24 protein-coding genes are annotated in these 26,121 nt (G+C 72.6%); 10 read left to right on the forward strand and 14 right to left on the reverse strand.

Annotated features, from left to right (window positions below; all coding sequences use genetic code 11):
- Nucleotides 1-77 precede the first annotated feature (77 nt).
- From rfbB to ACIBH3_RS06100, 4 genes are all read right to left on the reverse strand, one after another.
- On the reverse strand, nt 78-1,052 hold the full coding sequence (gene rfbB, locus ACIBH3_RS06085; protein WP_396310689.1) for a dTDP-glucose 4,6-dehydratase: 975 nt from the start codon (nt 1,050-1,052) through the stop codon (nt 78-80).
- A 721-nt stretch (nt 1,053-1,773) separates the two neighbouring features.
- A complete protein-coding gene (locus ACIBH3_RS06090; protein WP_396310690.1) occupies nt 1,774-2,016 on the reverse strand; it encodes a chorismate mutase in 243 nt (80 codons plus the stop codon).
- 30 nt (nt 2,017-2,046) lie between these two features.
- Complete coding sequence (locus tag ACIBH3_RS06095; RefSeq protein ID WP_396310691.1) at nt 2,047-2,640, reverse strand: nuclear transport factor 2 family protein; 594 nt, start codon at nt 2,638-2,640, stop codon at nt 2,047-2,049.
- Between the two features lie 556 nt (nt 2,641-3,196).
- A complete protein-coding gene (locus ACIBH3_RS06100; RefSeq protein WP_396310692.1) occupies nt 3,197-3,781 on the reverse strand; it encodes a TetR family transcriptional regulator in 585 nt (194 codons plus the stop codon).
- 288 nt (nt 3,782-4,069) lie between these two features.
- Here ACIBH3_RS06100 and ACIBH3_RS06105 point away from each other — a divergent pair, with 288 nt between their 5' ends.
- The 4 genes from ACIBH3_RS06105 to ACIBH3_RS06120 all read left to right on the forward strand — a co-directional run bounded on the left by ACIBH3_RS06105 (nt 4,070) and on the right by ACIBH3_RS06120 (nt 7,746).
- Entirely contained in the window at nt 4,070-5,308 is a 1,239-nt protein-coding gene (locus ACIBH3_RS06105; protein WP_396310693.1) for an MFS transporter, read from the forward strand.
- A gap of 35 nt (nt 5,309-5,343) precedes the next feature.
- A complete protein-coding gene (locus ACIBH3_RS06110; RefSeq protein ID WP_396310694.1) occupies nt 5,344-5,817 on the forward strand; it encodes an ArsR/SmtB family transcription factor in 474 nt (157 codons plus the stop codon).
- 193 nt (nt 5,818-6,010) lie between these two features.
- Nucleotides 6,011-6,403: a nuclear transport factor 2 family protein gene (locus ACIBH3_RS06115; protein ID WP_396310695.1), complete on the forward strand. Its 393-nt coding sequence runs from the start codon at nt 6,011-6,013 to the stop codon at nt 6,401-6,403.
- 305 nt (nt 6,404-6,708) lie between these two features.
- Nucleotides 6,709-7,746 carry a zinc-dependent alcohol dehydrogenase family protein gene (locus ACIBH3_RS06120; RefSeq protein ID WP_396310696.1) on the forward strand — a complete coding sequence of 346 codons (1,038 nt, stop codon included), beginning with the start codon at nt 6,709-6,711 and terminating at the stop codon, nt 7,744-7,746.
- Nucleotides 7,747-7,779: 33 nt separating this feature from the next.
- Here the strand turns inward: ACIBH3_RS06120 and ACIBH3_RS06125 are convergent, their stop codons facing one another.
- From ACIBH3_RS06125 to ACIBH3_RS06135, 3 genes are read right to left on the reverse strand one after another with little or no spacing between them, the layout of a single operon-like run.
- Nucleotides 7,780-8,751: an NAD(P)-dependent alcohol dehydrogenase gene (locus ACIBH3_RS06125; RefSeq protein WP_396310697.1), complete on the reverse strand. Its 972-nt coding sequence runs from the start codon at nt 8,749-8,751 to the stop codon at nt 7,780-7,782.
- Between the two features lie 36 nt (nt 8,752-8,787).
- Nucleotides 8,788-9,021, reverse strand: a complete 234-nt coding sequence (locus ACIBH3_RS06130; RefSeq protein ID WP_396310970.1) for a helix-turn-helix transcriptional regulator — start codon at nt 9,019-9,021, stop codon at nt 8,788-8,790.
- Entirely contained in the window at nt 9,018-9,446 is a 429-nt protein-coding gene (locus ACIBH3_RS06135; protein WP_396310698.1) for a hypothetical protein, read from the reverse strand. The genes ACIBH3_RS06130 and ACIBH3_RS06135 overlap by 4 nt, the downstream gene beginning before the upstream one ends.
- 233 nt (nt 9,447-9,679) lie before the next feature.
- Here ACIBH3_RS06135 and ACIBH3_RS06140 point away from each other — a divergent pair, with 233 nt between their 5' ends.
- Together ACIBH3_RS06140 and ACIBH3_RS06145 are read left to right on the forward strand one after the other, a co-directional pair.
- Nucleotides 9,680-10,129 (forward strand): DUF5954 family protein, encoded by a 450-nt coding sequence (locus ACIBH3_RS06140; protein WP_396310699.1) that lies wholly within the window; start codon nt 9,680-9,682, stop codon nt 10,127-10,129.
- 200 nt (nt 10,130-10,329) lie between these two features.
- Nucleotides 10,330-11,409: a CAP domain-containing protein gene (locus tag ACIBH3_RS06145; RefSeq protein WP_396310700.1), complete on the forward strand. Its 1,080-nt coding sequence runs from the start codon at nt 10,330-10,332 to the stop codon at nt 11,407-11,409.
- Nucleotides 11,410-11,655: 246 nt separating this feature from the next.
- Here the strand turns inward: ACIBH3_RS06145 and ACIBH3_RS06150 are convergent, their stop codons facing one another.
- From ACIBH3_RS06150 to ACIBH3_RS06170, 5 genes are all read right to left on the reverse strand, one after another.
- The gene (locus tag ACIBH3_RS06150) at nt 11,656-13,497 is read right to left on the reverse strand and encodes a hypothetical protein (RefSeq protein ID WP_396310701.1); all 1,842 of its coding nucleotides are present in this window, start codon (nt 13,495-13,497) and stop codon (nt 11,656-11,658) included.
- A gap of 323 nt (nt 13,498-13,820) precedes the next feature.
- Nucleotides 13,821-14,684, reverse strand: a complete 864-nt coding sequence (locus tag ACIBH3_RS06155; RefSeq protein WP_396310702.1) for a leishmanolysin-related zinc metalloendopeptidase — start codon at nt 14,682-14,684, stop codon at nt 13,821-13,823.
- A 132-nt stretch (nt 14,685-14,816) separates the two neighbouring features.
- Complete coding sequence (locus tag ACIBH3_RS06160) at nt 14,817-15,539, reverse strand: hypothetical protein (RefSeq protein ID WP_396310703.1); 723 nt, start codon at nt 15,537-15,539, stop codon at nt 14,817-14,819.
- Nucleotides 15,536-16,669 carry a hypothetical protein gene (locus tag ACIBH3_RS06165; RefSeq protein ID WP_396310704.1) on the reverse strand — a complete coding sequence of 378 codons (1,134 nt, stop codon included), beginning with the start codon at nt 16,667-16,669 and terminating at the stop codon, nt 15,536-15,538. The genes ACIBH3_RS06160 and ACIBH3_RS06165 overlap by 4 nt, the downstream gene beginning before the upstream one ends.
- Nucleotides 16,670-17,244: 575 nt before the next feature.
- Nucleotides 17,245-18,189 (reverse strand): DUF5996 family protein, encoded by a 945-nt coding sequence (locus ACIBH3_RS06170; RefSeq protein ID WP_396310705.1) that lies wholly within the window; start codon nt 18,187-18,189, stop codon nt 17,245-17,247.
- A 505-nt stretch (nt 18,190-18,694) separates the two neighbouring features.
- On the opposite strand from ACIBH3_RS06170, the gene ACIBH3_RS06175 reads away from it, so the two are divergent.
- The 3 genes from ACIBH3_RS06175 (at nt 18,695) to ACIBH3_RS06185 (ending at nt 24,016) form a co-directional block, all read left to right on the forward strand.
- The gene (locus ACIBH3_RS06175) at nt 18,695-19,600 is read left to right on the forward strand and encodes an EamA family transporter (protein ID WP_396310706.1); all 906 of its coding nucleotides are present in this window, start codon (nt 18,695-18,697) and stop codon (nt 19,598-19,600) included.
- A 30-nt stretch (nt 19,601-19,630) separates the two neighbouring features.
- Entirely contained in the window at nt 19,631-23,635 is a 4,005-nt protein-coding gene (locus tag ACIBH3_RS06180; RefSeq protein ID WP_396310707.1) for an amino acid adenylation domain-containing protein, read from the forward strand.
- Nucleotides 23,636-23,782: 147 nt separating this feature from the next.
- Nucleotides 23,783-24,016 carry a tautomerase family protein gene (locus ACIBH3_RS06185; RefSeq protein WP_396310708.1) on the forward strand — a complete coding sequence of 78 codons (234 nt, stop codon included), beginning with the start codon at nt 23,783-23,785 and terminating at the stop codon, nt 24,014-24,016.
- 56 nt (nt 24,017-24,072) lie between these two features.
- On the opposite strand, the gene ACIBH3_RS06190 is transcribed toward ACIBH3_RS06185, so the two are convergent.
- Nucleotides 24,073-24,906, reverse strand: a complete 834-nt coding sequence (locus tag ACIBH3_RS06190; RefSeq protein ID WP_396310709.1) for a ZIP family metal transporter — start codon at nt 24,904-24,906, stop codon at nt 24,073-24,075.
- A gap of 223 nt (nt 24,907-25,129) precedes the next feature.
- The gene (locus tag ACIBH3_RS06195; protein ID WP_396310710.1) at nt 25,130-25,705 is read right to left on the reverse strand and encodes a hypothetical protein; all 576 of its coding nucleotides are present in this window, start codon (nt 25,703-25,705) and stop codon (nt 25,130-25,132) included.
- Nucleotides 25,706-25,966: 261 nt separating this feature from the next.
- On the opposite strand from ACIBH3_RS06195, the gene ACIBH3_RS06200 reads away from it, so the two are divergent.
- Nucleotides 25,967-26,098, forward strand: a complete 132-nt coding sequence (locus ACIBH3_RS06200; RefSeq protein WP_396310711.1) for a hypothetical protein — start codon at nt 25,967-25,969, stop codon at nt 26,096-26,098.
- Nucleotides 26,099-26,121 lie beyond the last annotated feature (23 nt).

Below are 26,121 nucleotides of genomic sequence, written 5' to 3' on the forward strand. Positions count from 1 at the left end.
CGGCGGGCGTTGCCGTGCCGGGGCCGGTGTGGAGCGGCGTCACGGCAGGGTCTTGTTTGAGGGCCGGGCGGGCGGCGTCAGGCCGCGCTCTCCAGCAGCGGCTGCCACCAGGACGCGTTCTCCCGGTACCAGGCGACCGTCTGCCGGATGCCCTCCTCGAAGCTGACCTGGGGCCGGTAGCCGAGCCGGCGCAGCTTGGAGTCGTCGAGCGAGTAACGGCGGTCGTGCCCCTTGCGGTCGGCCACCGCGCGGACCGAGCTCCAGTCCGCGCCGAACGCCTCCAGCAGGACGGAGGTGAGCTCCCGGTTGGTGAGCTCGCGGCCACCGCCGATGTTGTACACCTCGCCGGGCTCGCCCTTGGCGAGCACCAGGTCGATACCCCGGCAGTGGTCGTCGACGTGCAGCCAGTCCCGCACGTTCAGGCCGTCGCCGTACAGCGGCACCGTGCCGCCGCGCATCAGCGAGGTGACGAACAGCGGAATGACCTTCTCGGGGAACTGGTACGGCCCGTAGTTGTTGCTGCACCGCGTGATGCTGACGTTCAGCCCGTGGGTCCGGGCGTACGAGCGCACCAGCAGGTCCGCTCCGGCCTTCGCGGCGGCGTACGGAGAGTTGGGTTCGAGCGGCCACTCCTCGGTCCAGGAGCCCTCCTCGATGGAGCCGTAGACCTCGTCCGTCGAGACGTGCACGAATCGTGGCGTCCCCTCCTGCTGCGCTGCCCGCAGCAGGTTGTGGGTCCCGACGATGTTGGTGTGTACGAACTCGGTGGAGTTCCCGATCGAGCGGTCCACGTGGGATTCGGCGGCGAAATTGACCACCGCGTCGACCTCGGACAGCAGTTTCGGCACCAGGGTCTCGTCCGCGATGTCCCCTCGGACGAAGCGCAGCCGGCTGTCGTCGGACACCGGAGCCAGATTCTCCAGGTTTCCGGCATAGGTCAGTTTGTCGAGCACGGTGACACCGGAGACCTCGGTGTCGAGCCCGCCGGTGAGCAGCCGACGGACGTAGTTGCTGCCGATGAAGCCGGCTCCGCCGGTCACCAGAACGTGCATGGAAAGCCCCTTACTTCCTGTTGCTTCCTGGGGGTCGCGAAGAGAGCAGCGACAGGACCGCGAGCGATTGCGCAGGTCACCGCCGGTGCGGGCCGGGGCAGAGCCGGTGGCGCTGCGCCCGGTGATCCCCGGGCGGGGCACCGAGGTGCCCGGCCTGCCGGGGTTCCGGAGGGGAACGAGTCCGTCGGGCACCGGCCACACTGCCGGTTCCGGCGGATCTCATGAGCTCGAACTCGGTGGCGGCCGTCCTACCGTGCGGACAGCCGGACCACGTTCGTGTGCTGCCGTCCGCTCAGCTGCCGTGTGGCGTCGAACGGACGGGAAGGCTTTGGCGGGCGAGCGGAACCACCGGCGCGGTGAAGGCCGCGCCCTCGATGATCCGTGGCTGAGTAGCCATGTCCCCCCGCTCGATCAGTCGCTCAAGGCGGATTCCATGACAACAGTCGAACATTCTTCTCCCCTACCTCACACCTACCGTCTGCGTACCAAGCGTCGGTTGCTCCGGCCGCGCTGCGGACGTGCCGTGGGCTCAATGGGTGTGGGCTGGGCGTGGGCTGCCGGGCCGCCGGCCGGAAGGCGATCGCGGCGGTGGCCGGACAGCGCAAAAGCTCCAGGCGGCACGGTGGCCGCCTGGAGCGAGGTGGGATGGCCCCGGGCGCGACTGGGGCCTGGACAGGGCTCTCGGGCGTCGGGTCGGGCCTCGTCGGGCGTCGGTCGGGCTTCAGCGCGGGTCGAGCAGGAGCAGGGCGAGATCGGCGCCCTGCCGGCCGAGCGCGCGGGAGTAGCGGAGCAGCATCTCGTTCTCGCGGGCAAGGTCCACCTGCGGGAGCCGCAGCGCGCGGCGGTGCTCCTGGAGACCGGCCAGCAGCCGGGTACGTTCGCGGACCAGGTCGATGATGGCGTTGTCGAGTTCCGCGATCCGGCCGTAGTGCTCGGCGAGACCGCCACGGGCCGTGTCCGGCACGGCATACCCCCTGACTGTCCGTCGGCCGCACTACCTGCCGTCGAGCTGGGCCTGGAGGACGGACTGGTTGAAGTAGGCCTTCGCCTCGCGGATCAGGCCGTGGGAGTCCAGCTGGTAGATGTTGATCCCGGACCAGTTGACGGGGCGGTTCGACCTGGTGACCGCAGCGGCCCGCCAGGAGACCGCGACCAGGTCGCCCACGGTGTGCGCCTCGATCGGGGTGATCCCGATGAAGGGCCGGAACTGGGGGAGGACCGACCTGAGGCGCGCCCTGATCGCCTCCCGTCCGTGCAGCGGCGGTTGGCCCACCGGGTCGTGGAAGACGGCGTTGACGGCGAAGCTCTCGGCCCACGCGTCGGCGTCCGCCCGCTGGGAGGCGGCGAAGAACTGGAGCACCGAGTTGGGCATCGCGGGGAACCCGGCGTACTCGTTGGGGCGGTGGTGGGCCGTCAGCGGTGCCGGTTCCTGCACCTGTTCGGTGGAAGTGGGAGTGGGAGTGGGAGCGGGGGCTGCGGCGGCCGGCGTTGCGGAGGCGAGCGGGCCGGCCAGCGCCCCGAAGCCCAGCGCCGCCCCGATACCGAGGGCCTGCCGGCGTCCGATGGATGGTTGCTGTGCCGTGGTCACGAGGTGCTCACTTGTCTCTCGGGCGCGCGGTGGCGGAGGTGGCTCGGGGGGAATGTGGCGGGCAGCGCCCGGCCGTCGGGGCCGGCCGTCGGGCCGGACACCGGCGGTAGCGACGGCCGCCGACGGCCGGCGAGGCGGACGCCGAAGGTGAGGGCGCGGACCTGCCCGACGTCGGACTGGATGCGGCCGACGCCCAGCCGTGGCGTGGCTGCGGGTGCGGCGCTGATCGTGCCGGGTGCCCGCCGGGCGGTCCCCGGGGCGCTGCGCCGCCGCGCCGTGCGGCGAACATTGATTCGAAGGCTGCGGAATCAACCTAGGATCGGCGTCCGGCCGGGTTCAACCTTTTCGATGAACTTGGAAACCGGCCCGCCGCCGGCCCGCTGCGGCCCGCAGCTGGCCGCTTGTACGGGCTCGCACCGGACGGGGCCGGGCCTCGTGCGCGCATGCCGACGCACCGCCGGGCGGTGTCTGCCCGGCGGTGGATGCGGGTGAGCCGAGGGGGTGGCCGGCCCCGACGGAGTGTCAGGCCCCGGTGCAGGAGCCGGAGCCGGGCCCGCTAACCCTCCGCGATGGCCACGGCGGCGGCGATGGTGGCCGCTTTGACCCGGTCGAGCGCATCCGCGTCATCGCCCATGATCATGCGGCGCACCTGCGGGACGGCCAGCGGCCACCCCACCAGGGCCGTGAAGAGCAGCAGCATCGCGGGAGCGTCGATCGCCTTGATCCGCTCGGAAGCGTCCGACCGCACGCTGTTCAGCGCGGCCGCCTTCTCCTGGTAATGGGCCTTGCGCAGTTCCTCGTCCGGGACGGTGCGGTCGCCGTACTCCAGGGCCTCCCAGAGCAGCAGGCGGGTCACCTCCGGGTGGTCCTGGTGGTAGGTGAAGAGCCGGTCGACGTAGTCGGTGACGTCGGCCGCGTCCGTCGGTGCCGGTACCGCTGCGGCGAGTTCGCCCAGGGTCTGCTCCAGCACGGTGGCGAAGAGCTTCTCCTTGTCGCCGAAGTACAGGTAGATCGCCTGCTTGTTGGCCTGTGCGGCCTGGGCGATCCGGTCCACCCGGGCGCCGGCGACGCCGTACTGGGCGAACTCCGCCAAGGCGGCCTGGTAGAGCCGGTTCCGGGTCTGTTCGGAGCGTGAGGTCATCGTGGCCAAGGCCTCCTGTGTAAGGGATCCCTGGACAGGCTAACAAGAGACTGGTTAGTTTAAACCGTCCAGTTGAATAAACCATCTGGTTGGTGTAGAACTTTGGAACGTCAAGCCAGCGCCCCCGATCCCCCGGGGGCGAGCCTCCGAGCCCGGCCGGGCAGGCGCCGGCAGCGCCGCCCGGATCCGATGAGTGAGCCCCGAGCGAGTCCCTGAGCGAGCCCCGCGACGACGAAACCCGGCTCCTCGCCCACCCCCTTCCGTGTGACCTGTGACCAAGGATCTGTCATGACAGACGCCCCGTCCCCGCTGGTTCTCCCCCGTTCGGATCCCAAACCCGACTCCCCGTCCGTACGTCCCGTGCTGTTCCTGGTGATGGCGGTGTGCAGCGGGGCCACCGTCGCCAACGTCTACCTGGCACAGCCACTGCTCAAGCTGTTCGCCGACGGCCTCGGGGTCCCGCACTCCTCGGCCGGCGCCGTGGTCACCTGCGCCCAGTTCGGCTACGCCGCGGGCATCCTCTTCCTGGTGCCGATGGGAGACGTCCGCCGGCGCCGGCCGCTGCTCGCCGCGATGCTCACCGCCACCGTCGTCATGCTGCTCGCCGCGGCCGCGGCCCCTGGCCTCGCCGTGCTCGCGGCGGCCACCGCACTGGTCGGCACGGCCACGGTCATCCCGCAGGTGCTCGTACCGCTGGCCTCCGAGCTGGCGGCGCCCGACAAGCGGGCCGCCGTGGTGGCGAACGTCCAGATCGGCCTGATGACCGGGATCGTCGGCTCCCGCGTGATCGGCGGTACGGTCGGCGAGCTGCTCGGCTGGCGCGCCGTCTACATCCTGGCCGCGACGCTGACCGCACTCACCGGCGCGCTCACCCTCTGGCTGCTCCCCGGGGAGGGCAGCCGGCCCGCGATGAGCTACGGCAGTCTGCTCGCCTCGCTGCCGAGAATGGTGCGCGACGAGCCGTCCGTCCGGCACGCCTGCGTCCTGCACGGCACCCTGTTCGGTGCCTACAGTGCCACCTGGACCACCCTCGTGCTCGTCCTGACCGGCGATCACTACGGCTACAGCAGCGCCGTGGCCGGGCTGTTCGGGGTGCTCGGGCTGGCCGGAGCGCTCACCGCGCCCTGGGCGGGACGCTTCATCGACCGCCGCGGCGCGCTGCCGATCATCTTCTCCGCCCTCCTCATGACGCTCGCCTCGGCCGGTGCGTACGCGCTCGGCGGCAGCTCGCTGAGCGCCATGATCGTGGCCATCGTGCTCGCCAACGTCGCGGTGCAGTGGAGTCAGATCGCCAACCAGGCCCGGATCTTCGGCTATCTGCCGCAGGCCCGCAGCCGCGCCAACACGGTCTACATGGTGGCCGTCTTCCTCAGCGGAGCCATCGCCGCGGCCGTCGCCAGCGCCTGCTACGGCACCTGGGGTTGGGGCGGGGTGTGCGCCGTCCAGGCGACGCTGGCCCTGATCGGCCTGCTCACCCTGCCGCTGATGCGGCGGCACGACCGCCGACACCCCCTGGCCACCCGCTGAGCAGCTCTCGCCGTCGTGCCACGAGGAGCCCGAACATGACACACGACGTCCGCACGGCCCCGCGCGCCACCTCGCGCACGGCCCCGCGCACCACCCCACGCCCCGCCTCCCGCACCACCTCTCGGCCTGCCGAGGAGCGACCCGGCCGCCGGCCGGACGATATCTCCGACGCGGCCCTGGAAGACCACCTGACCATGCTCTTCAAGGCGCTGAGCGACCCGATCCGGCTGGGGATCGTGCGCATCCTGCTGCGCCGCGAGAGCCGCGAGGCCTGTGTCGGAGAGCTGCTGATCTCCTTCCACCAGACCGGCTCGACCGTCAGCCACCACCTGAAGATCCTGCTCGGCGCGGGGCTGGTGACCCGCCGCCGCCAGGGCACCCGGCTCTTCTACCGCCTGCGGGCGGAGGAACTGCGCAACGTCGACCTGCTGCTCACCCAGCTCGGCGACGTGTCGCAGCCGCGCCAGCACCACACCCTTCCGGGCCGGCCGCTGACCACCCGCGGCTGATCCTCCCCGCGCCCATGCCCGCCGGGCGCCGAGCCCGGGCGGCGGGCCGTACCACCGAGAACTCCGGCGCACCGGACACACCGGACGCGTCGGACCCACCCGCCGGACAGCACGCTCCGGCACGTCCGTCGGACCTGCTCACCGGCCACATCCGCCGGACAGGTCGGTCGACCCAACAGAGAGAGGCACATCCATGCCGAGCCCCGCCATGCCCAAGTCCGTCCTGCAGTTCTTCACCGCCTCGCAGCAGGGGGACGCCGACGCCTGGGCCGACGCGTTCGCCGAGGACGCCCTGTTCCACGACCCGGTGGGCCAGAAGCCGATCGAGGGCCGCGAGGCGATCCGGGCCTTCATCAAGTCCGTCCTGCCCAACTTCGACCCCTTCCTCGGCCTGACGCCGCTGGAGGCCCACACCGTCGGTCAGTTCGTCGCCGTGTCCTGGCACGGCTCGGCGGTGTCGACCACCGGACGTCCGGTCAACTGGTCGGGGATCAACGTCTACGAGCTCGACAGCGAGGGCCTGATCCACGAGGCCAAGGCCTTCTTCAACCACGCGATCTTCGCGGCGCAGCTCGCCGACGCCTGATCCGGCCCCGGCCCCACGACAGCCACCGGAGCCGCCCCGGCCTTGGACAGCACGGGGCGGCTCCGGTGGCGCCGGCCCGCCCGCACCGCGGGCGGGGGGATTCCCCCGTCCCGTCCCGTCCCGTTCCCATCCGGAACCCGGCCGCGGAGACGGGCACCGCGGTCCGACGCGGCGGCTGCGGCCGTCGCTCGGCCTCGCCCCACCCGGCCCGTGCACGCGCGCCGATCACGGCGCACCCTGGAAGGGACCGGGGCAGCGGTGACTACCCCCGCGAGCCCACCGGCGCATGCGACGGGAGCGACGGCATGACGGCGAGCGAGCGGCCGACGCCGACACCGGACGGCACCACGGCCTGGGTCGTCGACCACACCGCCCCGGCGGCGGAGCACCCGCTGCGGCTGGTGGAACGCCCGCTGCCGACGCTCGGACCGTCCGAGCTGCTCGTCGAGGTCGCCGCCTGCGGCGTCTGCCGCACCGACCTGCACCTGGCCGAGGGCGACCTGGCCCCGCACCTGCCGCACTGCACCCCCGGCCACGAGATCGTCGGACGAGTCGTACGCGCCGCCGGCGCCGAAGGCTTCGCCCCCGGTGACCGGGTCGGTGCCGCCTGGCTCGCCGGCACCTGCGGGCAGTGCCGGTACTGCCGGTCCGGCCGGGAGAACCTCTGCCCGCGCTCGCGCTACACCGGCTGGGACGTGCACGGCGGCTACGCCCGGCACACGGTGGTCGACGCCCGGTTCGCCTACCGCCTGCCTGAGGGCCCGCCGGACGAGCAGCTGGCCCCGCTGCTGTGCGCCGGCATCATCGGTTACCGGGCGCTGGAACGCGCCGAGCTGCCGTCCGGCGGCCGGCTGGGTATCTACGGCTTCGGCGCCTCCGCGCACCTCACCGCCCAGCTCGCGCTCTCCCGCGGCGCCACCGTCCACGTCCTCACCCGCGGCGAGGGCGCCCGCCGACTGGCCCTGGAGCTCGGCGCGGCCTCGGCCAGGGGTGCGTACGACGCCCCGGCCGAGCCCCTGGACGCCGCGATCCTCTTCGCCCCCGTCGGCGACCTCGTGCCCGTGGCCCTGTCGGCCCTCGCCCGGGGCGGCACCCTCGCGGTGGCCGGCATCCACCTGACCGACATCCCCACCCTGGACTACCAGCGGCACCTCTTCCAGGAGCGCACCCTGCGCAGCGTCACCGCCAACACCCGCGCCGACGGCCTCGCCTACCTCGCCGAGACCGCCCGCCACCGCCCAGCCGTCCACGCCCGGCCGTACCCCTTCGACGCGGCGCCGGCCGCACTGGCGGACCTGGCGGCCGGCCGGATCACCGGGGTGGCCGTCCTCCTCACCGGCTGAGGCGACGATCCGCCCGCGTGCCCGCCCGGCCCGCTACACGCGGACGGCGATCTTGCCACCGATATGATCCTCCCTCAGATGCCGGACAGCCTCCGGGACTTCGGCCAGCGGGTAGGTCCGGTCGATGACGGGCGTCACCGAACCGGCCTCGATCAGCTCCGTGAGCAGCCGCAGGTCCGCCTGGCGCGGGGTGGCGGCGAGGGCGCGCAGTCGGTGACCGACGAACGGCGACAGCAGCAGGGCCCGCAGCTGCCGGTCGTTGCCGCCGATCCACCTGCCGCCGCCCTCGCCGCCGACGATGACGAGGGTGCCGCGGGGGGTGAGGGCGCGGCGGAGCCCGGAGAGGCGGCGGTTGCCGGCGATGTCGAGGATGAGGTCATAGCGGCGGGTGCCGTCGACCGGGTCCTCGCGGGTGTAGTCGATGACCTCGTCGGCACCGGTCGAGCGGACCAGGTCCGCTCGACCGGTGCCGCAGACGCCAGTGACGTGGGCGCCGAGTGACTTGGCCAGCTGGACGGCGAAGGTGCCCACGCCGCCGGAGGCGCCGATGATCAGGACACGCTGGCCGGCCCGCAGGCGTCCGGCGTCGCGCAGGGCCTGGAGGGCGGTGCACGCGGAGATCGGGACGACGGCCGCCTGCTCGTGGGTGAGGTTCTCCGGCTTGGGCGCGAGCCTGTCCTGCTCGGCGCAGGCGTACTCGGCGAACGACCCGTGGCAGCTGCCGTACACCTCGTCACCCGGCCGGAACCCGGTGACGCCGGGGCCGACGGCCTCCACGTACCCCGCGACGTCCATGCCGCGGGTGCGGACCTTGGGAGCCCGCAGGCCGAAGCCCGCCGCCCGGATCAGGTACGGCTCTCCCGCCGTCAGGTGCCAGACACCCGGGTCGACACCGGCGGCCCGGACCCGGACGAGCACCTGGCCGTCGCCGGGCACCGGCCGGTCGATCTCCTCCAGCCGCAGAACGGAGGGCGGCCCGTAGACGTCGTGGACGATGGCCTTCATGTGCGGTCTCCCTCGGACTAGGACATGCGACTGCGACTACGACTCGGACTCGGGCTGGGATTCGGGGTACTGGAACACGTCGTCGAGCGGGACGGCGAACACCCGGGCGATCTGGAAGGCCATCTCCAGGGAGGGCGAGTAGCGCCCCTGCTCGATGGCGATGACGGTCTGGCGGGTGACGCCGATCCGGCGGGCGAGCTCGGCCTGGGTCATCTCGCCGTGGGCGAAGCGCAGGGCCCGGATCGTGTTGGTGACCCTGGTCGGCTTCACCACGGGTGGAATCCCAGCCGGTAGGCGGCGATCTTCGCCGTGGAGCCGAGGAGCGCCGAGAGCACGAAGGCCAGGTAGATGGCGTTGGCGATCCAGAACCGGTCGGCGCCGGCCATGGCCAGCACGAGCCCGGCCACGCCGCCGATCACCAGGAACGACTGCCCGATGTACTCGCCGAAGCGGTGGATCTCCCGGTCGCGCTGGTCCTTGGTGTCGGCCTCCCCCGGCGAGAGCAGGGCCACCGTGATGTTGAGCGCGATCGACGCGACGATCGCGGCGCCCACCGTCCACAGCAGCGCGGACACGTACGGCGCCTGCGCCAGCGGAACGCCGGCGGGCCGCCCGAGGACGACGACCAGGTACACGGCGTACGACGCGATCGTGACCAGCACCATGATCCAGGCGCGCTTCTCTTCGACTGCCACTCGCGCTCCTGATGTAAAGAAGACCTGACATCTGGAGTGTCAAGCAGTCTCGACATGATGTCAAGCTTTCTTGACATCGCTGCTCGGGGGCCAGCCGTCGGCCGACCCGTCGGCCGGCACCGGCGGACGCCGTCGATCGCAGGCTCGCGCGGAGCCCCCGGAATCACCCAACTCGGCGTGATTATGGGCGAATGTCTGCGCGCGGGGCCCGGCGTCGGCAAGGATGACGGGCTATGGAAGCTGATGACAGTGCGGTGAAGCGCCTGGTCGCTGACGCCGAGAAGGACGAGCGGCTGAGACGGCAGTATCCGTACAGCGCAGGCGGCCCGTACGGGGCCGACACGGTCACCGCGTACACCGCCTACTCCGGCTTCGCCCTGGAGGACCGGGGCTGGCGGATGCTCTTCCCCGCCCAGCCCACGCTGGCCGAGGCGCACGACGGGCTGGCCCGGGTGCTGCGCAACTGGGCGCCCGCCGCAGGCAAGGGCGCGCCCCGCTGGGAGCAGGCCGCCACCGACATCGAGGAGCAGCGCGAGGGGCAGGTCGTCCTGGACGGCGTGGTGCTGCGGGTGGCCCGGGTCGAACAACTGCTGGTGCTGACCGACCACGGCCCGCAGCCGCCGCTCCCCAGTGACCGGATCTTCCCGCAGACCTACGACGAGCGGCTGCCCGACGACGAGTAGCCGGCCACCGCAAGCCGGTCGGGTTGTCCGCCAGGTCGGGTCGGGCCTGGTAGGTGTCGCTTGCGACCGCGTCGGCGAAAGCCTTCGCCGCAAACACCTTCGCCGCAAACCTTCGGCGCAAAGCTGTTATCGCCGGTCGCCCGGCAGGTCTCCCATGTGTTGGGGCGCGACACCGCGCCGACCTGCACGGAGGTGGACCCATGAACCACGACCACGACCACGAACTCTTCGGCTCGGACTTCGACCCGGCGTTCCAGTCGAACGGGCAGCTCGACGCCCCCGCCGGCACCGCCCCGGGGCGCCCTGCGCCGGGTGAAGGCGCACGGCGTGCCGGGGGCCGACGCGGCGTCAAGCGAACCGACCACCGCGCGCGCACGATCGTGGCCGTCGCGGGGGCGGTTGCCCTGGTCACCGCAGGTACCGCGTACGGCATGCTGCGAGCCTCGGACACCGGGGCCACACCCGCGCTGATCGCCGTGGCTCCGCCCACGGAGGCGCCCTCGGCCCCGGCGGACCCGAGCGCCTCCCTCGCTGCCTCGCCGACGCTCAGGAGCCCCGGCGCCGAGGAGAGTTCGAGCCCGAGCGCGAGCCCGGCCGCGAGCGCGGGTGCGAGCCCGGGCGCCGGCCCGAGCGCGTCCGCCGCCCGGGCCGCCACTCCCGCAGCGTCGGAGGCCCGCACCTCGGGAAGCCCCCTCGCGGCGCCCCGGACCGCCGGCTCCGCCGCTGCTGCCAAGCCCGGTGGCGCCCAGACTCCCCCTGCGAAGAGCGCGGCCTCCGAAGGGGGCGGCAACGGCCAGGGCGGCGCGGGCGCCGGTGGCCAGGGCGGCCGACTGCCCGACGGAGCGCCGGTGAACGCCCCTACCGTCAGCGGTAGTTGGCCTGCCTCACAGTCCGTTGCCGACGCCGACGCGATCTCGCTCCAGCTGATCAACAAGGAGCGGGCGCTGGCCGGGGTGCCCGCCCTGCTGCCCAAGGAGGACCTCGCCGTCTCCGCCGCGCAGTGGGCGCAGCACATGCGGGAGACGGGCTTCGCCCATTCGGCCAACGCCTCGGGTGCCGGGCCCAACCTCACCAGCGAGCGGACCCTCACCGGAGAGTGCATCGTGATGTACAGCGACGCGTCGATGACCGCGGAGCAGGCCGCGGTGAAGTTCCAGGACATGTGGCGCAACCACGGCCCGCACTACCTGGCCCAGATCAACCCGAAGTACAAGGAGATCGGCGTCGGCATGTACCACGACACCAGTGGCTGGTGGGGCGTCCACGAGTTCGGCGGGTGAGTCCGACACAACCCCCGCCGTGCCCGGACACGGTCGCGAGGACGGCCGGGGGAGCCGGCGGCGGAGGAGGACCACGCCGTTGCCGAAGGTCCGGGTCTCGGCGAATTCCAGTGCGGTCCGGGCGTCCGACTCCGGGAACAGGCGCCGGCCCCGGCCAGGATCCCCGGACGGACGTAGAGGTGTCGCACGGCGGGACGCATTGAGCGGGTACCGCGTGGCCCGGGCAGGCCGGGGGCCGCGCCCGCGCTAGCCCGGGCTCGGCGTGGCCTGCACCCGGGACTGGAGAGCCTGGGAGAACGCGGCGATGCACGCCGCCAGCTGCGCCGTACTGAGCTGCCCGGTGTCACCACCGCAGGACCCGGCGGGCGTGGCCTGTCCCGGCGACGCTGCGGCGGGCGGGCTGGGCGCGCTGCTGGGGGCGGGCGAGGCGGAGGTGCTGGGGGCCGGGCCGGGCTGGTTGCCCGGGGGAGTGATGCTGCCGTTCACGGCCACCAGGTTGGGCTGCACCGTCGCGTCCCCGGACAGGTCGATGTAGTCCTGGGTCTGCCCCTGGATGTCCACGAACCCGCGCCACATGTCCCGCCCGAACGGGATGATCTCCTGGAGCTGGCCCCCGCTGCCGAACCTGATCGCCATCGAGGTCTGCTGCCCGAAGTAGGAGACCATCCGGCTGGCCAGCACGCCGATGTTGATGGTCGGACTGTCGTCGCCCCGTACGTAGACGTGCAGGTCGTTGAGACCGCCGCCGACCCGGTCCGCCTGCACCACCGCGAAGGCGACCACCAGCTGCGAGGAGCTGTCCCGCGGGACGAGCGGGGTGACGTAGTAGAGGTGGCCGTCGGTGGCGGAGCGCAGCAGGAACTCGCCCGGATTGCCGGCGTTGGTCGCGGCGGAGGTGTGCTCGTAGCCGAAGCTGCTCTCGTTCTTGGCGCCGCGCCCGCCCAGCCACTGGATCTCCGCGATCTGGGCGCGGACCACGGACGCCGGATAGGCGGCGCCCGGCAGTTCGCGCGGTGCGATCTCCGGTCGGTAGGTCAGCACGGGCTTGCCGTCGGGTGAGCCGGTGAGCAGCAGGACGCCTGCGGGCTGCAGTACCGTGCGCTCGGCCCAGCCGGTCTGCCGCTCCACCGAGATCACGATCACCGGCGCCGCCGTGCCGGGATCCGCGCCGTCGCAGTAGCCCCAGATGTCCTGGTCGCTGTAGACGAGGTCCGGGAAGCGTTCGGAGAGCAGGTTGCGCAGGCTGTTGTCCCCGGCGCCGCCGAAGGCGCGGTCGAAGGAGTGGTCGCCGCGGAACGAGCAGGTGCTGACCGTGTTGGAGCGCCCGTCCCAGATCGCCACGCCCTCGATCGGCTGTTCGCCCGAGCCGTCCAGGACGGCCGTCCAGACCTCCTGGTTCGGCCTGCCGGTCGGCAGGTAGTGGATGCTGTGCCGCATCAGCTGGACCCCGGAGGCCTGGCCCGCGCTGTTGGCGAGCGCGGTGCTCGCGCCGGTGAAGGAGGCGGTGCGGGGGTCGAAGTCGAAGTCGGGCATCGGCGCGACCTTCACACAGGCCGGCACGTCGCTCGTACCGACCAGGTCGCAGCGGGTGCCGTCGCCCTTGCGCGAGTGGGCGGCGACGGGAAGCACCGAGCGGGGTGTGCGGTTGTCGCCGGCCGGGATGTCCAGCACCGTCGCCCTGGCGTAGAACCGCCCCAGGTCCTTGTCGTTGTCCCAGAGCCCGGTGCCCACCCGCACCGCGGACCCGAGGGTGGCGAGCACGACGACGGCCAGCAGCAGGCGCACGGACTTGCCGCCGTAGCCCGCCCCGGACTCCTCGACGGCGAACGCGATGATCGCGAGCGTGCCCAGCAGCCCGACGGTGATCCAGAGCCAGAACAGCGCGGTCGCGCCCAGTACGCTGCTGTGGGGGAAGAACTCCTGCTGGAGCAGGAGCAGATAGCTCTGGTCCTGCTGGCCGAAGCCGCCGAACACGAAGTGCTTGACCACCCAGATCAGCAGGGCGCCGACCGGCATCCACAGCCACCAGACCGCGGCGCCCAGCAGGGCCGGCCCGGTCTTGCCCGGCCTCCGATCGCGTGAAGACATGCCCGCCCCCCTCCCGGACCCGGCGTGAGCCCGGTCTCGACGGTACGGGTCAACTGCCGCGGTCATCCAGGGATTTCACCATTCGGCGGGTGACGGTCCGGTCTCGCCGGCGCGGCCGACGGGACGGCGGGACCGGACCCGTGCCGGGAGCTCGGGGACGGCTGGACCGTCGAGGACCGCTTCCGGCCGCTCGACCAGCACCGCTCCGGCGGGCTCCCGGCAACCCCCTGACATTCCCTGACATTCCCTGGCATCCCCGGCCGTGCGCCGCCTGTCGGTGGTGTCGCTCGGGCGGTGCTTCTCCGGTGCCCTCGGGCGCCGGGTCAGGGCCGCCTGGCCGGCCTGCCGCTGGGGATCAGCGGGAGGACGATGCCACCGTTGGTCAGGCCGACGCGCGGCAGGGATGCGCCCGTCCTGGCGGCGGTGAGGAGATCGGGGATCTCGTACGGTTCTGCGGCGTCCACGTCGACCTCGTAGCCCAGGTCGCCCAGGCTCGCCGCCGTCATCCGGCTCAACGGATTACCGGCCGCGGCGATGCTGGGGGACATCAGCTCGTTGTGGAACACCGACTCCCGCCAGTGGCTGTCCCGGGAGCCGGGCCCACCGACGTTCGCGACCGGCACCGGAGTCGGCTCGCCCACACCGAGCAGCTTGCCGAACTCGCTCATCGCGCCGAAGCCGGTGAAGGTCGGGTTGTTGGTGCCGGCTCCCTGCAGGAGGTCGAAGTCGGTCCAGATGCTGCCGATGCCCAGCACATGCCCCATCTCGTGGGTGATGACGTCGACGAGCGTGCCGTCGGTCTCCATCTGCTCCAGGTCGGCGGAGTCGAACCGCATGACGCCCTTCGCGGGGAGCAAGGCTCCGGCGGTGGCCGAGCTCTCCCGGAAGTCGGTGGGCCCGGCCATGCCCAGAACGTTGCCGACGCCGTCGATGGCGACACCCTCGGCCTCGATCAGGAGGTCGTCGATGACGTCGTCGCCGACGACCGCGGTGTCCAGGTCGCCGACGATGACGCGCGTCCAGCGGTCGGCGGCCTGGGCGAAGGCGTCCTCCTGGGTGGCCGTCAGGCCGCCGAGGAAGCGCACCTCGATCGTGAACGGCGAGGTCGTCGCGGCGATCTGCTGAGCGCGGGCCAGATCGGCCACCGCGCGGTAGGTCTTGAACGTGCCCGTACTGTACTTACCCATGACCACTCCCGGTTGGGTGCGTTGCGTGTCGGACTGACCCCCCTCGGGCCCTCGCGGGTGCGGACCCGCGGGGGCGCAGGTCGATGTGCCGGCGGCCCGGCAGCGGGCCCCCGATCCCACGCGGCGCGTACGTCATGCCGGCTGCCCTCCCGTCCAGACCGTGTCCTGCCGCGCGCGGTCGCCACGCTCGCTGCGGCGGTCACCGTGATCGTGGCCGGCGCCGGCGGCGGGTGGTGGCGGCGGCGCCTGCGGCGGAGGTGGTGGCTCGGGCAGCAGCCGGATCCCGTGCCGCAGCTGCACCGCACCGGGCAGGGCGACCCGGCCCTGCCGCTGGGCCAGCACGATCCGCTGCGCCGCGATCCTGCCCGTCACCAGGCAGTGGCCGGACCGCACGGCCGTCAGCCGCGCGTCCCGCACCACCACGACCAGGCCCTCCAGGTCGAACACGAGCCGCAGGTCCAGGTCGAGCGTGCCGACCCGGGCGCCGTCCACGAGCACGTCCACGTGCGGCCGGTGGCTGGAGGTGATGCGGTGGGTCGCCAGCGCCACGACCTCCTCGCTGCCCGGTGCGTCGCGGGTGCGCCGCGCGGCCTCCCGGAGGGCGGTGTGCCTGCGCCAGCCTCCGGCCGCGAGGTCCACCAGGTCGAGGGCGAGTAAGCCCTCGATCACGGAGGCGACCTCCCGCTCGGCCGCCCGGCCCACCGGGGCGGTGAGTCCGTGGGCACCGCTGACGAGATCCCGTACCGTCCCGTGCTCGTGCAGGGCCTCCGCGAGCGCGTCGACAGCGCCGTCGTGCTCGGCGCCGAACAGGAACTCCCGTACGGTGCCGGGCTCATGAAGGATCGCCGTGGTCATGTCCCCGTCTCCTCGATGCTCTGGGTGCCGGGATCGGCACGGGGTTCGAGCCGTACGGTGCGGGTCGGCCGGCTGTCGCCCGCGGGTTCGGAGAGCTGGACCTCGGCGGGGCCGACCGGCAGGAGCGCGGCGCTCACGTGTGCGTGGGCGGCCCGCGGTGCTCGGGCGCGGTGCAGCAGGAACGCTGCGGCGGCCGCCAGCAGAACGGCTCCGCCGACCGTCGGCCCGACCACCAGCCCGACGGGTGTGCCGGCGGACCCGCCGTCGGCGTCGGTGGTGGTCCCCGGCCCGTTGCCGTTGCCGGGCCCCGCGCCGTTGCCGGTTCCGTTGCCCGACCCGTTGCCGGCTCCATTGCCCGACCCGTTGTCGGGGCTCGTCCCGCCGCCGTTGCTCCCCGGCCCGACGGGCGGGACGGTGAAGGAGGAGCTGTCCGTCATGCTGCTGTCGTCAGAACAGGTGGCCCGGAGCGTGTGCCCGCCGGAGGAGGCGTCCGACGGAACGACGATCGTCTCGCTGAACCCGGCCGTGTCGTCGACCGGCGTGCGGGCGAACACCTGCCCGTCCTCCCAGGACAGCTCCACGTCCGTGCCCGGCCCGCCGGGGCAGTAGAAACCGGTGCCGGTGGCCTGGACCTCGGCGCCCGCCCGCCCCCGATCTGGGGCCAGGCTCACCACCGTGGGCTCGGCCGGAGCGGTGGGCCCGGCATCGACGGTGAACCCGACGCTGCGCACGAGCGGCTCGGTCAGCGGAGCGCCCGGTGCCTCACCCACGGCGGCCGTCGGCGCGGGGACCTTGACCTGGCACTCGGCACGAACCTCGTGCCGGCCCTCGGTGGCGTCCGCCGGGACGGCGAAGGGCACGGTGAAGCCGCCCGACTTGAAGACCTGGGTGTCGTCGATCGCGGCGTCGTCGGAGTCGAAGCTGAGCACCACCGGCGTGACGCAGCCCCCGAAGCCCTCACCGTGGACGACGGCGTCGGTACCGGCCACGCCGTGATCAGGGGTGACCGAGACGGCCGGCTGTGCCCGGGCCGGGACCGGGGCCACGAGAACGGCGAAGGCCAGGCAGACCACGATGCCGATGAGCAGCGCGGCCAGACGTCGGCCGACGGGCCGGGCCCTGGTGGACATGATCGTCGGTCACCTGGCGGTGACCGGGGCGGCGGTACCCGCCCGGCCCGAGCGGTGGGGCGGGCGGTGGGGCGGGCCGGGCGCGGCAGCACGTCCGGACGATGAACAGTCAGTCAGGGAGTGAAGGTATTCGCACATGGCGCACCGTCCTTCAACGGTCGCTTCCATTCTCCTCTCCGGCGGGGCGTCAGTACAGCCTGTGACGCCGGCGACTTTCCGCGATCGACCGGTGGCAATTCGCGGGCGGTCCGCCGCTTTCCGGGGCAGTTCTACCCCTGCGGTGCAGGCCGTGGCGGGGCGTCATCTGCGGTGACCCGCGGGAGATCTGGCAGGCTGCGGCGATGTCCGAAGGGCGGGCCGGGCTGGATTTCGACATTGCGCCGCAATTCGCCGTCGCGGGTACTTCTACCTATTGCACCGTGGGTATTTCTGCCCCTTTGAGGGCCGGAGCCGGAGGAGAAGAATATCGAAGGAGAGGTGAGCGAACAGAACGTGCGGCCAGAACACCGTCATACCGACGATACGGCGTTCGGAACAGGGCGAGCGCGGCCCCGCGGGTGCCCGGGCTGCTCGGCTCAGAGCCGCGGAGCCGCCAGGAGCGGATCCGTGACGCCGCCCGGGCAGGCGAACCCGGCGACGTCCCAGCCGGCCCGTACGGCTCCGGCCTGGTACGCGCTCTCGTAGAAGGCCAGCACGGCCGCTCGCGGATCGGCCTGGGCGCGGGCCGCGTCGTAGGGCAACACGGCCAGGTGGGCGGCGTTGCGCGCGACCCACCGTGCCGAGGAGGGCGTGAGCGGCTCCTCGGCCAGCTGCGCGGGCTCGGGAGCCGTGTAGGAGTAGAAGGCCGGCTCGCCGAGGGACGCGTCCCCGAACCAGAACCCGAAGCTGATCAGCTCCCGCGAGTACGCCTCCCTGGTCACCGGGTCGATCTGTGGCGACTGGTCGACGGACCGCCCGGAGAACCGGCTGTGCGCGATGTCGAAGGAGTGCCAGAACTGGTGGACGGGGCTCGCCTTGCCGCAGAAGCCTGACGCGAACTCCTCCAGCAGCAGGGCGACCTGACTGAGCACCAGCCAGTGCCGGTACGCCCAGGCGGGGTCGTAGCTCGCATGCTCGTGGTCCTCGGCGAACGGCCGGGCCTTGTCGGGCAGGTCGTACGGCCGGGGGACGGCGATCTCCGCACGGACACCGAGCGCGGACAGGGCCTCCAGGATGTCGTGATGGAACGACGCCACGGACTGCCCGAGCAGGGGGAAGGACGTCGCCCTGCCGTCCGCCGCCGCGACGACCAGCCGGTGATCGACGAAGTCGAAGTCGATGGTGAAGACCGGACCGCCGTCGAGCCGGCCGGTCGGACGGGTGGTGACGCCGCGCCCGGTGAGGTGGAACGGGACGTTCCACCAGTGGTTGCGCCGCGGGCTGGAGGCCAGGCGGATCTTGCCCACGATCTGCGCGAAGCGGTGCAGCGTCTCCTTGGTGTCCTGCCACTCGGCGAGCGGCATGGGCGGGAACAGGTCCATCGCGTGTCCCTTCGGGCGCTCCGCTCCGGCGGCAGCCGGGCGTGGTGGGGCTCGGGTGCTCGCTCCCCTCGGAACTGCCCACGCTAACGCCCGGCCGCCCGCGCGCCGCAGATCCCCGCTGCCTCGCCGTGTCGCCCTCCTGTGGCCTGATCGCTCCCTCGTGGCCCGTCGGCCCCCCTCGGGGTCGGCGGGGCGGCGGTTCGTGATCCCGGGGCGGGCTTGTTGTGGGCCCAACAACCGTTCGGGAACGGTGTTATGAGTGATCGTCACAAGGTCGCGAGATGAGTTGGTCTGCGACCGACGCAGGCCCCACAAGCGGCCCACGGATGACGCTTGTTAGGTAAGGCTTCCCGCCCTATGGTCTGCTGGGCCAGGGGGGACATCTGGCTTCAGCGCACAGTCATGCCCGGGGGAGAGTCATCGTGCCCAGAACCAGACAGCCCGTCATCACGACTGCCGTCCGTCGTCTCGCGCGCCTCGCGCCGTACGCCGGGGCGGGAGCCAGGTGAAGGGCAACCGGCTGGTACTCGACTCGGCCCTGACGGCTCTGGCGCCCGCGGTCTGGGGCAGTACCTACCTGGTGACCACCGAGCTGCTGCCACCCGACCGGCCGCTGCTGGCCTCCACCGTGCGGGCCCTGCCCGCGGGCCTGGTGCTGCTCGCCATCGGCCGGGTGCTGCCGCGCGGGGTCTGGTGGTGGCGTGCCCTGGTCCTGGGGGTGCTGAACATCGGCGCCTTCTTCTACCTGCTGTTCGTCGCCGCCTACCACCTGCCCGGCGGCGTGGCGGCCCTGGTCGTGGCGGTCCAGCCGATGCTGGTGCTGCTGCTGGCGGCCCTGCTGCTGAAGGACCGGATCCAGCCGTTGCAGGTGACGGCGTGCGTGCTCGGCGTGCTGGGGGTGGCGCTGCTGGTGCTGCGACCTCAGGCCGGACTGGACGCGGTCGGGGTGCTGGCCGGGCTGGCGGGCGCGGTGTGCATGGCGTCCGGCATCGTGCTCACCAAGCGCTGGGGGCGTCCGCCGGGAGTCAGCGTGCTGACGTTCACCGGCTGGCAGCTGAGCGTCGGGGGTCTGGTCCTGGTACCGGCCATGCTGTTCGCCGAGGGCCTGCCGGGCCGGATCACCGGTACGAACATCGCGGGGTTCGTGTACCTGAGCGTGATCGGGGCCCTGATCGCCTACGCGATCTGGTTCCGCGGCATCGAGCGGCTGCCCGCGCTCGGGGTGTCGATCCTGGGATTCGGCAGCCCGCTGGCCGCGACGGTACTCGGGTACCTGGTGCTGGGCCAGGCCCTGTCGCCGGTCCAGCTGGCCGGCGCGGTGGCCGTGGTCGGTGCCGTCGTCCTGGCCCAGCCCAGAAGGAAGCCGGAGGTCGACCTGGCGGTTGAGGAGCCCGTCACACAAGCGTCGTAACGAATCCTGTAGGCCATTCAGGGGGGAACCATGAAGACCGCACAGATCAGCACACGCATACGTACCAGGCTGGGGAGCTGCCTGCCCGGCCTGCTGAGGGAGCAGGCGCAGGCGCGGCCCCGGGCCGTCGCGGTCGTCTGCGGCGAGCGGAACCTCAGCTACCGGGAACTCGAACAGGCCGCCCGGCGGCTGGCCGCCGGCCTGCGCCGGCTGGGCGCGGGCGCCGACGACTGCGTCGGACTCTACGTCGAACCGTCCCTGGACCTGGTGGCCGGGGCGTGGGGCATCCTGTTCGCCGGGGCCGCCTACCTGCCACTGTCCCCGGAGTACCCCGAGGACCGGCTGCGCTACATGATCGAGGACAGCCGCACCCGCGTCATCGTCACCCAGGACCACCTGCGGGCCCGCCTCGCCGAGCTCGCCCCGCGGGGGACGCGCATCCTCAGCCTCGCCGACGCCGGGCCGGAGGCCGGCGCGGAGGCCCGGATGCTGCTCGGGGCCACGACCCGGATCGCCGACGGCACGGGGGAGAGCCCGGGCGAGGCCGGCGCCGCCGGCACGGGGAGCGCGCCGGAGCCGACGCCGGCGGGCCCGGGGCCGGACGACCTGGCATACGTCATCTACACCTCGGGCAGCACCGGCCGGCCGAAGGGCGTGATGATCGAGCACCGCAGCGTCGTCTCGCAGATGCGGTGGATGCACGCCTGCGGGCACCTGGGCGCCGGCGTGTCGGTGCTCCAGAAGACCCCGATGAGCTTCGACGCGGCGCAGTGGGAGATCCTCGCCCCCGCCGTCGGCGCCCGGGTGGTCCTGAGCCCGCCGGGCAGCTACCGCGACCCCCAGGCACTGATCGACACGATCGTCGAGCACGAGGTGACGGTGCTCCAGTGCGTGCCGACGCTTCTCCAGGCGCTCCTGGACACCGAGGAGTTCCAGCGCTGCAGATCGCTGCGAAGAGTGTTCTCCGGAGGCGAGGCGCTCTCGCGCCAGCTCGCGCGGGCCTTCGCCGACGCGCTGCCGTGGGCGTCGCTGGTCAACCTGTACGGGCCGACCGAGTGCACCATCAACGCCACGGCGTACCTGGTCGACCCGGAGGCCATCGGCGAGGGCGCCGGGTCGATCCCGATCGGCGTCCCGGTCGACAACACCCAGTGCTTCATCCTGGACGACGACCGCGCGCCGGTGGACATCGGCGAGGTCGGCGAACTGTACGTGGGCGGTGTCCAGCTGGCGCGCGGCTACCTGCACCGGCCCGACCAGACGCGCGAGCGCTTCGTCCCCTCGCCGTTCGTGCCGACCGAGCGGCTGTACCGGACCGGTGACCTGGCGTACTGGAACCCGGACGGCACCATCCAGTTCTCCGGCCGGACGGACAACCAGGTCAAGCTGCGCGGCTACCGCGTCGAGCTGGACGAGATCGCGCTCGCCGTCGAGGAGCACAGCTGGGTGCGGCGGGCGGCGGCGATCGTCACCGACGACACCAGGACGGGATTCCAGCACCTGGTGGCGTGCATCGAGCTCAACCCCAAGGAAGCCGCCCTGATGGACCAGGGCAACCACGGCGGCCACCACCAGTCCAAGGCGAGCAAGCTCCAGGTGAAGGCGCAGTTGTCCAGCCCGGGGCTGCGCGAGGCCGAGGAGCTGGCGGGCCGGCCCACGCTCGAACTGCCCGGCCGGCTGGAGACGCCGCGCCAGCGGCGGGAGACCTTCGCCCGCAAGACGTACCGCTTCTTCGAGGGCGGCAAGGTCACCCGTGAGGACTTGCTGGAGCTGCTCGCGCCGCGCCAGGCCGGCGCCCACTCGCGCGCGCCCGGCGAGCCGACCCGCCCCGAGCCGACCCTGGCCGACCTGACCCTCGCCGACCTGGGCGAGATCCTGCGCTGGTTCGGCCTGTACCGCAGCGATGAGCGGCTGCTGCCCAAGTACGCGTACGCCTCGCCCGGCGCGCTCTACGCGACGCAGCTGTACCTGGAGACGGGCGGCGTCTGCGGCCTGGACGCGGGGGTGTACTACTACCACCCCGGCGAGCACCGGTTGGTGCGGACGGGGCCGGCGGCAGCCGGCTCCGGGGCCTACCTCTCGGTGCACTTCGCCGGCCGGCGGCGGGCGATCGAGCCGGTGTACCGGAACAACATCCAGGAGGTGCTGGAGTTCGAGACCGGGCACATGGTCGGGCTGTTCGAGGAGGTGCTGCCGGAGTACGGGCTGAACATCCGCCCGCTGGCGTACCGCCCGGCCCTGCGCGCCGGCCTGGACATCGCCGATGAGGACCACTACCTCGGCACCTTCGAGATCCACCCCGACGACGGGCTGCCCCGGCAGGACACCACCGAGCTCTACCTCCAGGCCCACCCCGGCGCGGTGATCGGCCTGCCCGCCGGCCAGTACCGGTACCTGGACGGCGCGTTGGAGCACCTCTCGGACGAGCTGGTGCTGCGCAAGCACGTCATCGCCATCAACCAGCAGGTGTACGAGCGGGCGAGCTTCGGCATCACCGCCGTCGCCAGGGCCGGCCAGGAGTGGCTGGAGTACGTCAGCCTCGGGACGAAGCTGCACCACCTCCAGCGCAACGGCCTCGGGCTGGGCTTCATGTCCTCCGGCTACAGCTCGAAGACGGGCCACCCGCTGCCGGCCGCGCGCCGTGTGGACGACATCCTGGCCGGCCGCGGGATCGAGCCCGGCGCGTCGTACTTCTTCCTCGGCGGCCGGGTCAGCGAGGAACAGATCCGCAGCGAGGGCATGTACGAGGACACCGTCCACATGAAGGGCCCGGCGGAGATCATCAGGGACGAGCTGGCCGGCCTGCTGCCCGACTACATGATCCCCAACCGGGTGCTGGTGCTGGACGAACTGCCGCTGACGGCCAACGGCAAGGTGGACCTGAAGGCGCTCGCGGCCTGCGAACAGGTGAGGTCCGCCGACACCGGCGGCGCCTTCGTCGCCCCCGCCACGGCGGCCGAACAGTGGCTCGCCGAGGCGTGGGGGAAGGCGCTGAAGTACGAGAACGTCTCCGTGGAGGACGAGTTCTTCGCCGCCGGTGGCAACTCGCTGATCGCCGTCGCGCTGATCAACCGGATCAACCGGGAGTTCGGCACCAAGCTGCCGCTCCAGGTGGTCTTCGAGTGCCCGAGGCTGGCGGACCTGGCCGCCCGGATCGACAGCGGCGCGGGCGGGCCCTCCTCGCGGCTGGTCCTGCTGCACGACGAGGCGGCCGAGGGCTTGGACGGCTCGGACCGGGGCCCCGGGGCCGACGCGGGGAAGCCGGCGACACCGGTGTTCTGCTGGCCGGGACTGGGCGGCTATCCGATGAACCTGCGCCTGCTGGGGCGCGAGAGCGCGGCCGGCCGGCCGTTCTACGGTGTACAGGCCCACGGCATCAACGCGGGTGAGGCGCCGTACCCGACGATCCGGCAGATGGCCGCCGCCGACGTGGCCGAGATCCGGCGCGTCCAGCCCGCGGGGCCGTACACCCTGTGGGGCTACTCCTTCGGCGCCCGCGTCGCGTTCGAGAGTGCCTGGCAGCTGGAGCAGTCCGGCGAGCGGGTGGAGCACCTGCTGCTGATCTGCCCCGGCAACCCCAAGGTCCGCACGGCCGACGCTGAGCGGCGCGGACGCGAGACCTCGTACGCCGACGCGGCGTACGTGACGATCCTGTTCTCCGTCTTCGCCGGCACCACCAGGGGGCCCGAGCTGGAGCAGTGCCTGCGGGTCACCCGCGACGAGGACGGCTTCGTCGCCTGTGTCCACGACCTGTTCCCCGCGCTGGACGAGCAGCTGATCCGCAGGATCACGCGGATCGTCGCGGCCACCTACGAGTTCGAGTACAGCTTCCGCGAGCTCGCCGAGCGCCGGCTGGAGGCACCGGTGACGATCTTCCGGGCGGTGGGGGACGACTACTCGTTCATCGAGGGCAGCTCCGGTTACTCGGCCGCACCCCCGACCATGGTCGACCTGGCCGGCGACCACTACGCCGTGCTCAGGGAGCACGGCGTCGGCGAACTCGCGGCGGCCGTCCGCAGGCGGCTCGGCAGCTGAACCACCATCCTCGCCCCCGCAGGCCCGGTGACCCGGCCGACGGGGGCGAGCCCCGGCCGGCGGGAGCCGGACACCCGACGGGCCTGCCGCCCGTTCGCCCGGGCCCCGCCCTCATTGGGAGCCACCACCAGGACGAAGGAGCACCCGGTGCCGCACGTCACCATCCAACACTTCCCCCGGGACTTCACCGACGAGCAGCAGGAGCGCCTGGCCGAGGCACTCACCACGGTCGTCATGGAGCACTTCGACGTCTACGAGGGCGCCGTCTCGATCGCCCTGGAGCCGGTCGCCGCGCCCGACTGGGACGCCGTCGTCGTCACCCCGGAGATCACGGCCCGACCGGACCTGCTGATCAAGGCCCCGCACTATCGCGACGCCTGACGATCCCGAGGCGCCCACGGGGCCATGCGCCTGGGGGCAACACGCGCCTGGGGGCTTCACACGCCGGCGGCGACGAGGACGCCGTCGGTGGCGAAGCCGAGCAGGAGACCCACCAGGATCATCCAGCTGGTCAGCTCCTTGAGGCCGGCCCGCCGGGCCACCGCGAGCAGCTCGATCACCACGTAGAGGATGGAGCCCGCGGCGAGCCCGAGGAACGCGATGCTCACGGTCTCGTCGACCACCTGTTGGCCGATCAGGGTGCCCACGAAGGTGGGGCCGCCGCCGATCAGGCCGAGCAGCACGAGGAACCCCCAGGACGGGCGTTCGCCGGCGGCGGCCAGCGGCGCGACGATGCCGAAGCCCTCGGTCGCGTTGTGCAGGCCGAATCCGATGACCAGCAGCAGGGCGAGGGAGATCTCACCCGCTGCGGCGGAGTTGCCGATGGCCAGGCCCTCCGCGAAGTTGTGCAGGCCGATGCCGGTGGCGATCATCAGGGCCAGCGCGGCGGCGCGGGAGCGGGCCCGGGGCGTCAGCTCCTCGCTCAGGGCCGCCGCACCCGGCCCCCGGGACAGCGGCGGCGGCGCGGCCCGGCGGCGGGCGATCCACCGGTCGTAGTACACCAGGCCGAGCAGCCCGCAGGTCAGAGCGGCGGCGAGCACCGCGCCGTCGTCGGCGGCGGTGGCCCAGTGCTGGGCGGCCAGCGCCGCGTCGGTCGGTTCCCAGGCGGCGCCGAGGACGTCCCAGAGCAGGAAGATCAAGATGCCGACGGCGAGCGCGTTGAGCCCGGCGCTCAGGCGCGGGGCGGGGTTGCGCAGCCGGCCGATCGGCAGGCCCAGGTAGATGGTGAGGCCGGCGACGGCACCGAGCAGGGCGATCTGCGGGCTGGACATGGGGGCTCCGGGAGGACGCGGCAGGAGGCCGGCGGGCGACCAATGGTTAGGCTTACCTAACACTTACCCGCTCAAGTGCCGTCCGCATCTCGGAGTGACGGGCGGGCGCTCGCTCGGTGGATCTGCACGCCCGCCGGGCGCCTACGCCCGGCGGCCCCGACCGGCCGGGCCCGCTCGCTGCGCGCCGCGTCCCGGCTGCGTCCTGGGCTGGTCCCCGGCGCGGTCAGTGCTGGCTGTTGCGGAAGCCGATCACCACGGCGCCCCACCAGCAGATCTGGGAGATCAGCGCGGTGCCGGCGCCCCAGGCCAGCAGGCGCCCGGTCAGCGGGGTGGGCCCGTGCTGCGCCATCCGTCTGTTGAGCAGCCCGGCCTGGAGGCCGTTCACCGTGAGGACCAGGACCAGCGCCAGCTTGACGCGGGTGATGGGGGAGGCCAGCTCGGGTTCGAGCATCATTCCGCTGACGACGAGTCCGGCGAGCCCGGCCCAGATCGGGGTGTGCAGGCGGGTGGTGGTGCCGAGCGTCTCATGCAGGGTGCACCGCCGGGTCATCCACGGCATCCCGTAGTAGTCGGCCACCAGGACGGCGCCGAACCCGAGGACCAGCGAGGCCAGATGGACGAACAGGGCCGCCGTGTGCAGAGCGGGGTCCGCCTGGATGTGTGCGGAGATCCAGGCGCAGGCCGTCAGGCCGGCGCAGGCCAGCAGAGCCGCGGTGGCGACGGTCCACCAGCCGTCGTGCAGGCCCAGCGGTCGGGCGGCCTCGTCGGCGGAGCGCGCGGACGCGGGAGGGATGGACACCGACGGCTCCGACGGCAGAGCGGACACGGACGCCTCCAGGATGATCACGATAAAGTCAGGTAAGGCTTACCTATATGTCGGGGCCGTGGTCAATCGGAGAGCCCGGCAATCGGCCCCCCTGGTCGAAGCGTGGCCGCACCGATGCGGAGTCGAGATCTGACGGTGTGAAACGTTGTAAGGCAAGGCTTACTTGCCCTAGTCTCTGCGCGCCGAAGACCGGTGCGGCGACGGGGCTGGCGCAGGCGCCGCCGGACGACACGGGTGCAGAAGTCGCTCGCGGCCCGCGACGTGCTGCACGACGAGTACACCCAGCACGTCGGCTCCGGCCACGTCGCGTGTCCGGCGAGTGTGCGCAAGCCCGGTGAGTGGTGGGGGCAGGCCCTGTTCGGCTGAGTCCTGTCCGTCTGGTCCGTCGC

This window comes from Kitasatospora sp. NPDC050543, assembly GCF_044457565.1.
GTDB lineage: Bacteria > Actinomycetota > Actinomycetes > Streptomycetales > Streptomycetaceae > Kitasatospora.

What these genes read in the sequence shown, in the direction of transcription:
- ACIBH3_RS06155 (WP_396310702.1), bottom strand. Translation starts at nt 14,684, where the DNA reads ATGGGTAAGTACAGTACGGGCACGTTCAAGACCTACCGCGCGGTGGCC.
- ACIBH3_RS06180 (WP_396310707.1), top strand. Translation starts at nt 19,631, where the DNA reads ATGAAGACCGCACAGATCAGCACACGCATACGTACCAGGCTGGGGAGC.
- ACIBH3_RS06145 (WP_396310700.1), top strand. Translation starts at nt 10,330, where the DNA reads ATGAACCACGACCACGACCACGAACTCTTCGGCTCGGACTTCGACCCG.
- ACIBH3_RS06120 (WP_396310696.1), top strand. Translation starts at nt 6,709, where the DNA reads ATGACGGCGAGCGAGCGGCCGACGCCGACACCGGACGGCACCACGGCC.
- ACIBH3_RS06125 (WP_396310697.1), bottom strand. Translation starts at nt 8,751, where the DNA reads ATGAAGGCCATCGTCCACGACGTCTACGGGCCGCCCTCCGTTCTGCGG.
- ACIBH3_RS06170 (WP_396310705.1), bottom strand. Translation starts at nt 18,189, where the DNA reads ATGGACCTGTTCCCGCCCATGCCGCTCGCCGAGTGGCAGGACACCAAG.
- ACIBH3_RS06160 (WP_396310703.1), bottom strand. Translation starts at nt 15,539, where the DNA reads ATGACCACGGCGATCCTTCATGAGCCCGGCACCGTACGGGAGTTCCTG.
- ACIBH3_RS06190 (WP_396310709.1), bottom strand. Translation starts at nt 24,906, where the DNA reads ATGTCCAGCCCGCAGATCGCCCTGCTCGGTGCCGTCGCCGGCCTCACC.
- ACIBH3_RS06110 (WP_396310694.1), top strand. Translation starts at nt 5,344, where the DNA reads ATGACACACGACGTCCGCACGGCCCCGCGCGCCACCTCGCGCACGGCC.
- ACIBH3_RS06140 (WP_396310699.1), top strand. Translation starts at nt 9,680, where the DNA reads ATGGAAGCTGATGACAGTGCGGTGAAGCGCCTGGTCGCTGACGCCGAG.
- ACIBH3_RS06165 (WP_396310704.1), bottom strand. Translation starts at nt 16,669, where the DNA reads ATGTCCACCAGGGCCCGGCCCGTCGGCCGACGTCTGGCCGCGCTGCTC.
- ACIBH3_RS06105 (WP_396310693.1), top strand. Translation starts at nt 4,070, where the DNA reads ATGACAGACGCCCCGTCCCCGCTGGTTCTCCCCCGTTCGGATCCCAAA.
- ACIBH3_RS06150 (WP_396310701.1), bottom strand. Translation starts at nt 13,497, where the DNA reads ATGTCTTCACGCGATCGGAGGCCGGGCAAGACCGGGCCGGCCCTGCTG.
- ACIBH3_RS06100 (WP_396310692.1), bottom strand. Translation starts at nt 3,781, where the DNA reads ATGACCTCACGCTCCGAACAGACCCGGAACCGGCTCTACCAGGCCGCC.
- ACIBH3_RS06115 (WP_396310695.1), top strand. Translation starts at nt 6,011, where the DNA reads ATGCCGAGCCCCGCCATGCCCAAGTCCGTCCTGCAGTTCTTCACCGCC.
- rfbB (WP_396310689.1), bottom strand. Translation starts at nt 1,052, where the DNA reads ATGCACGTTCTGGTGACCGGCGGAGCCGGCTTCATCGGCAGCAACTAC.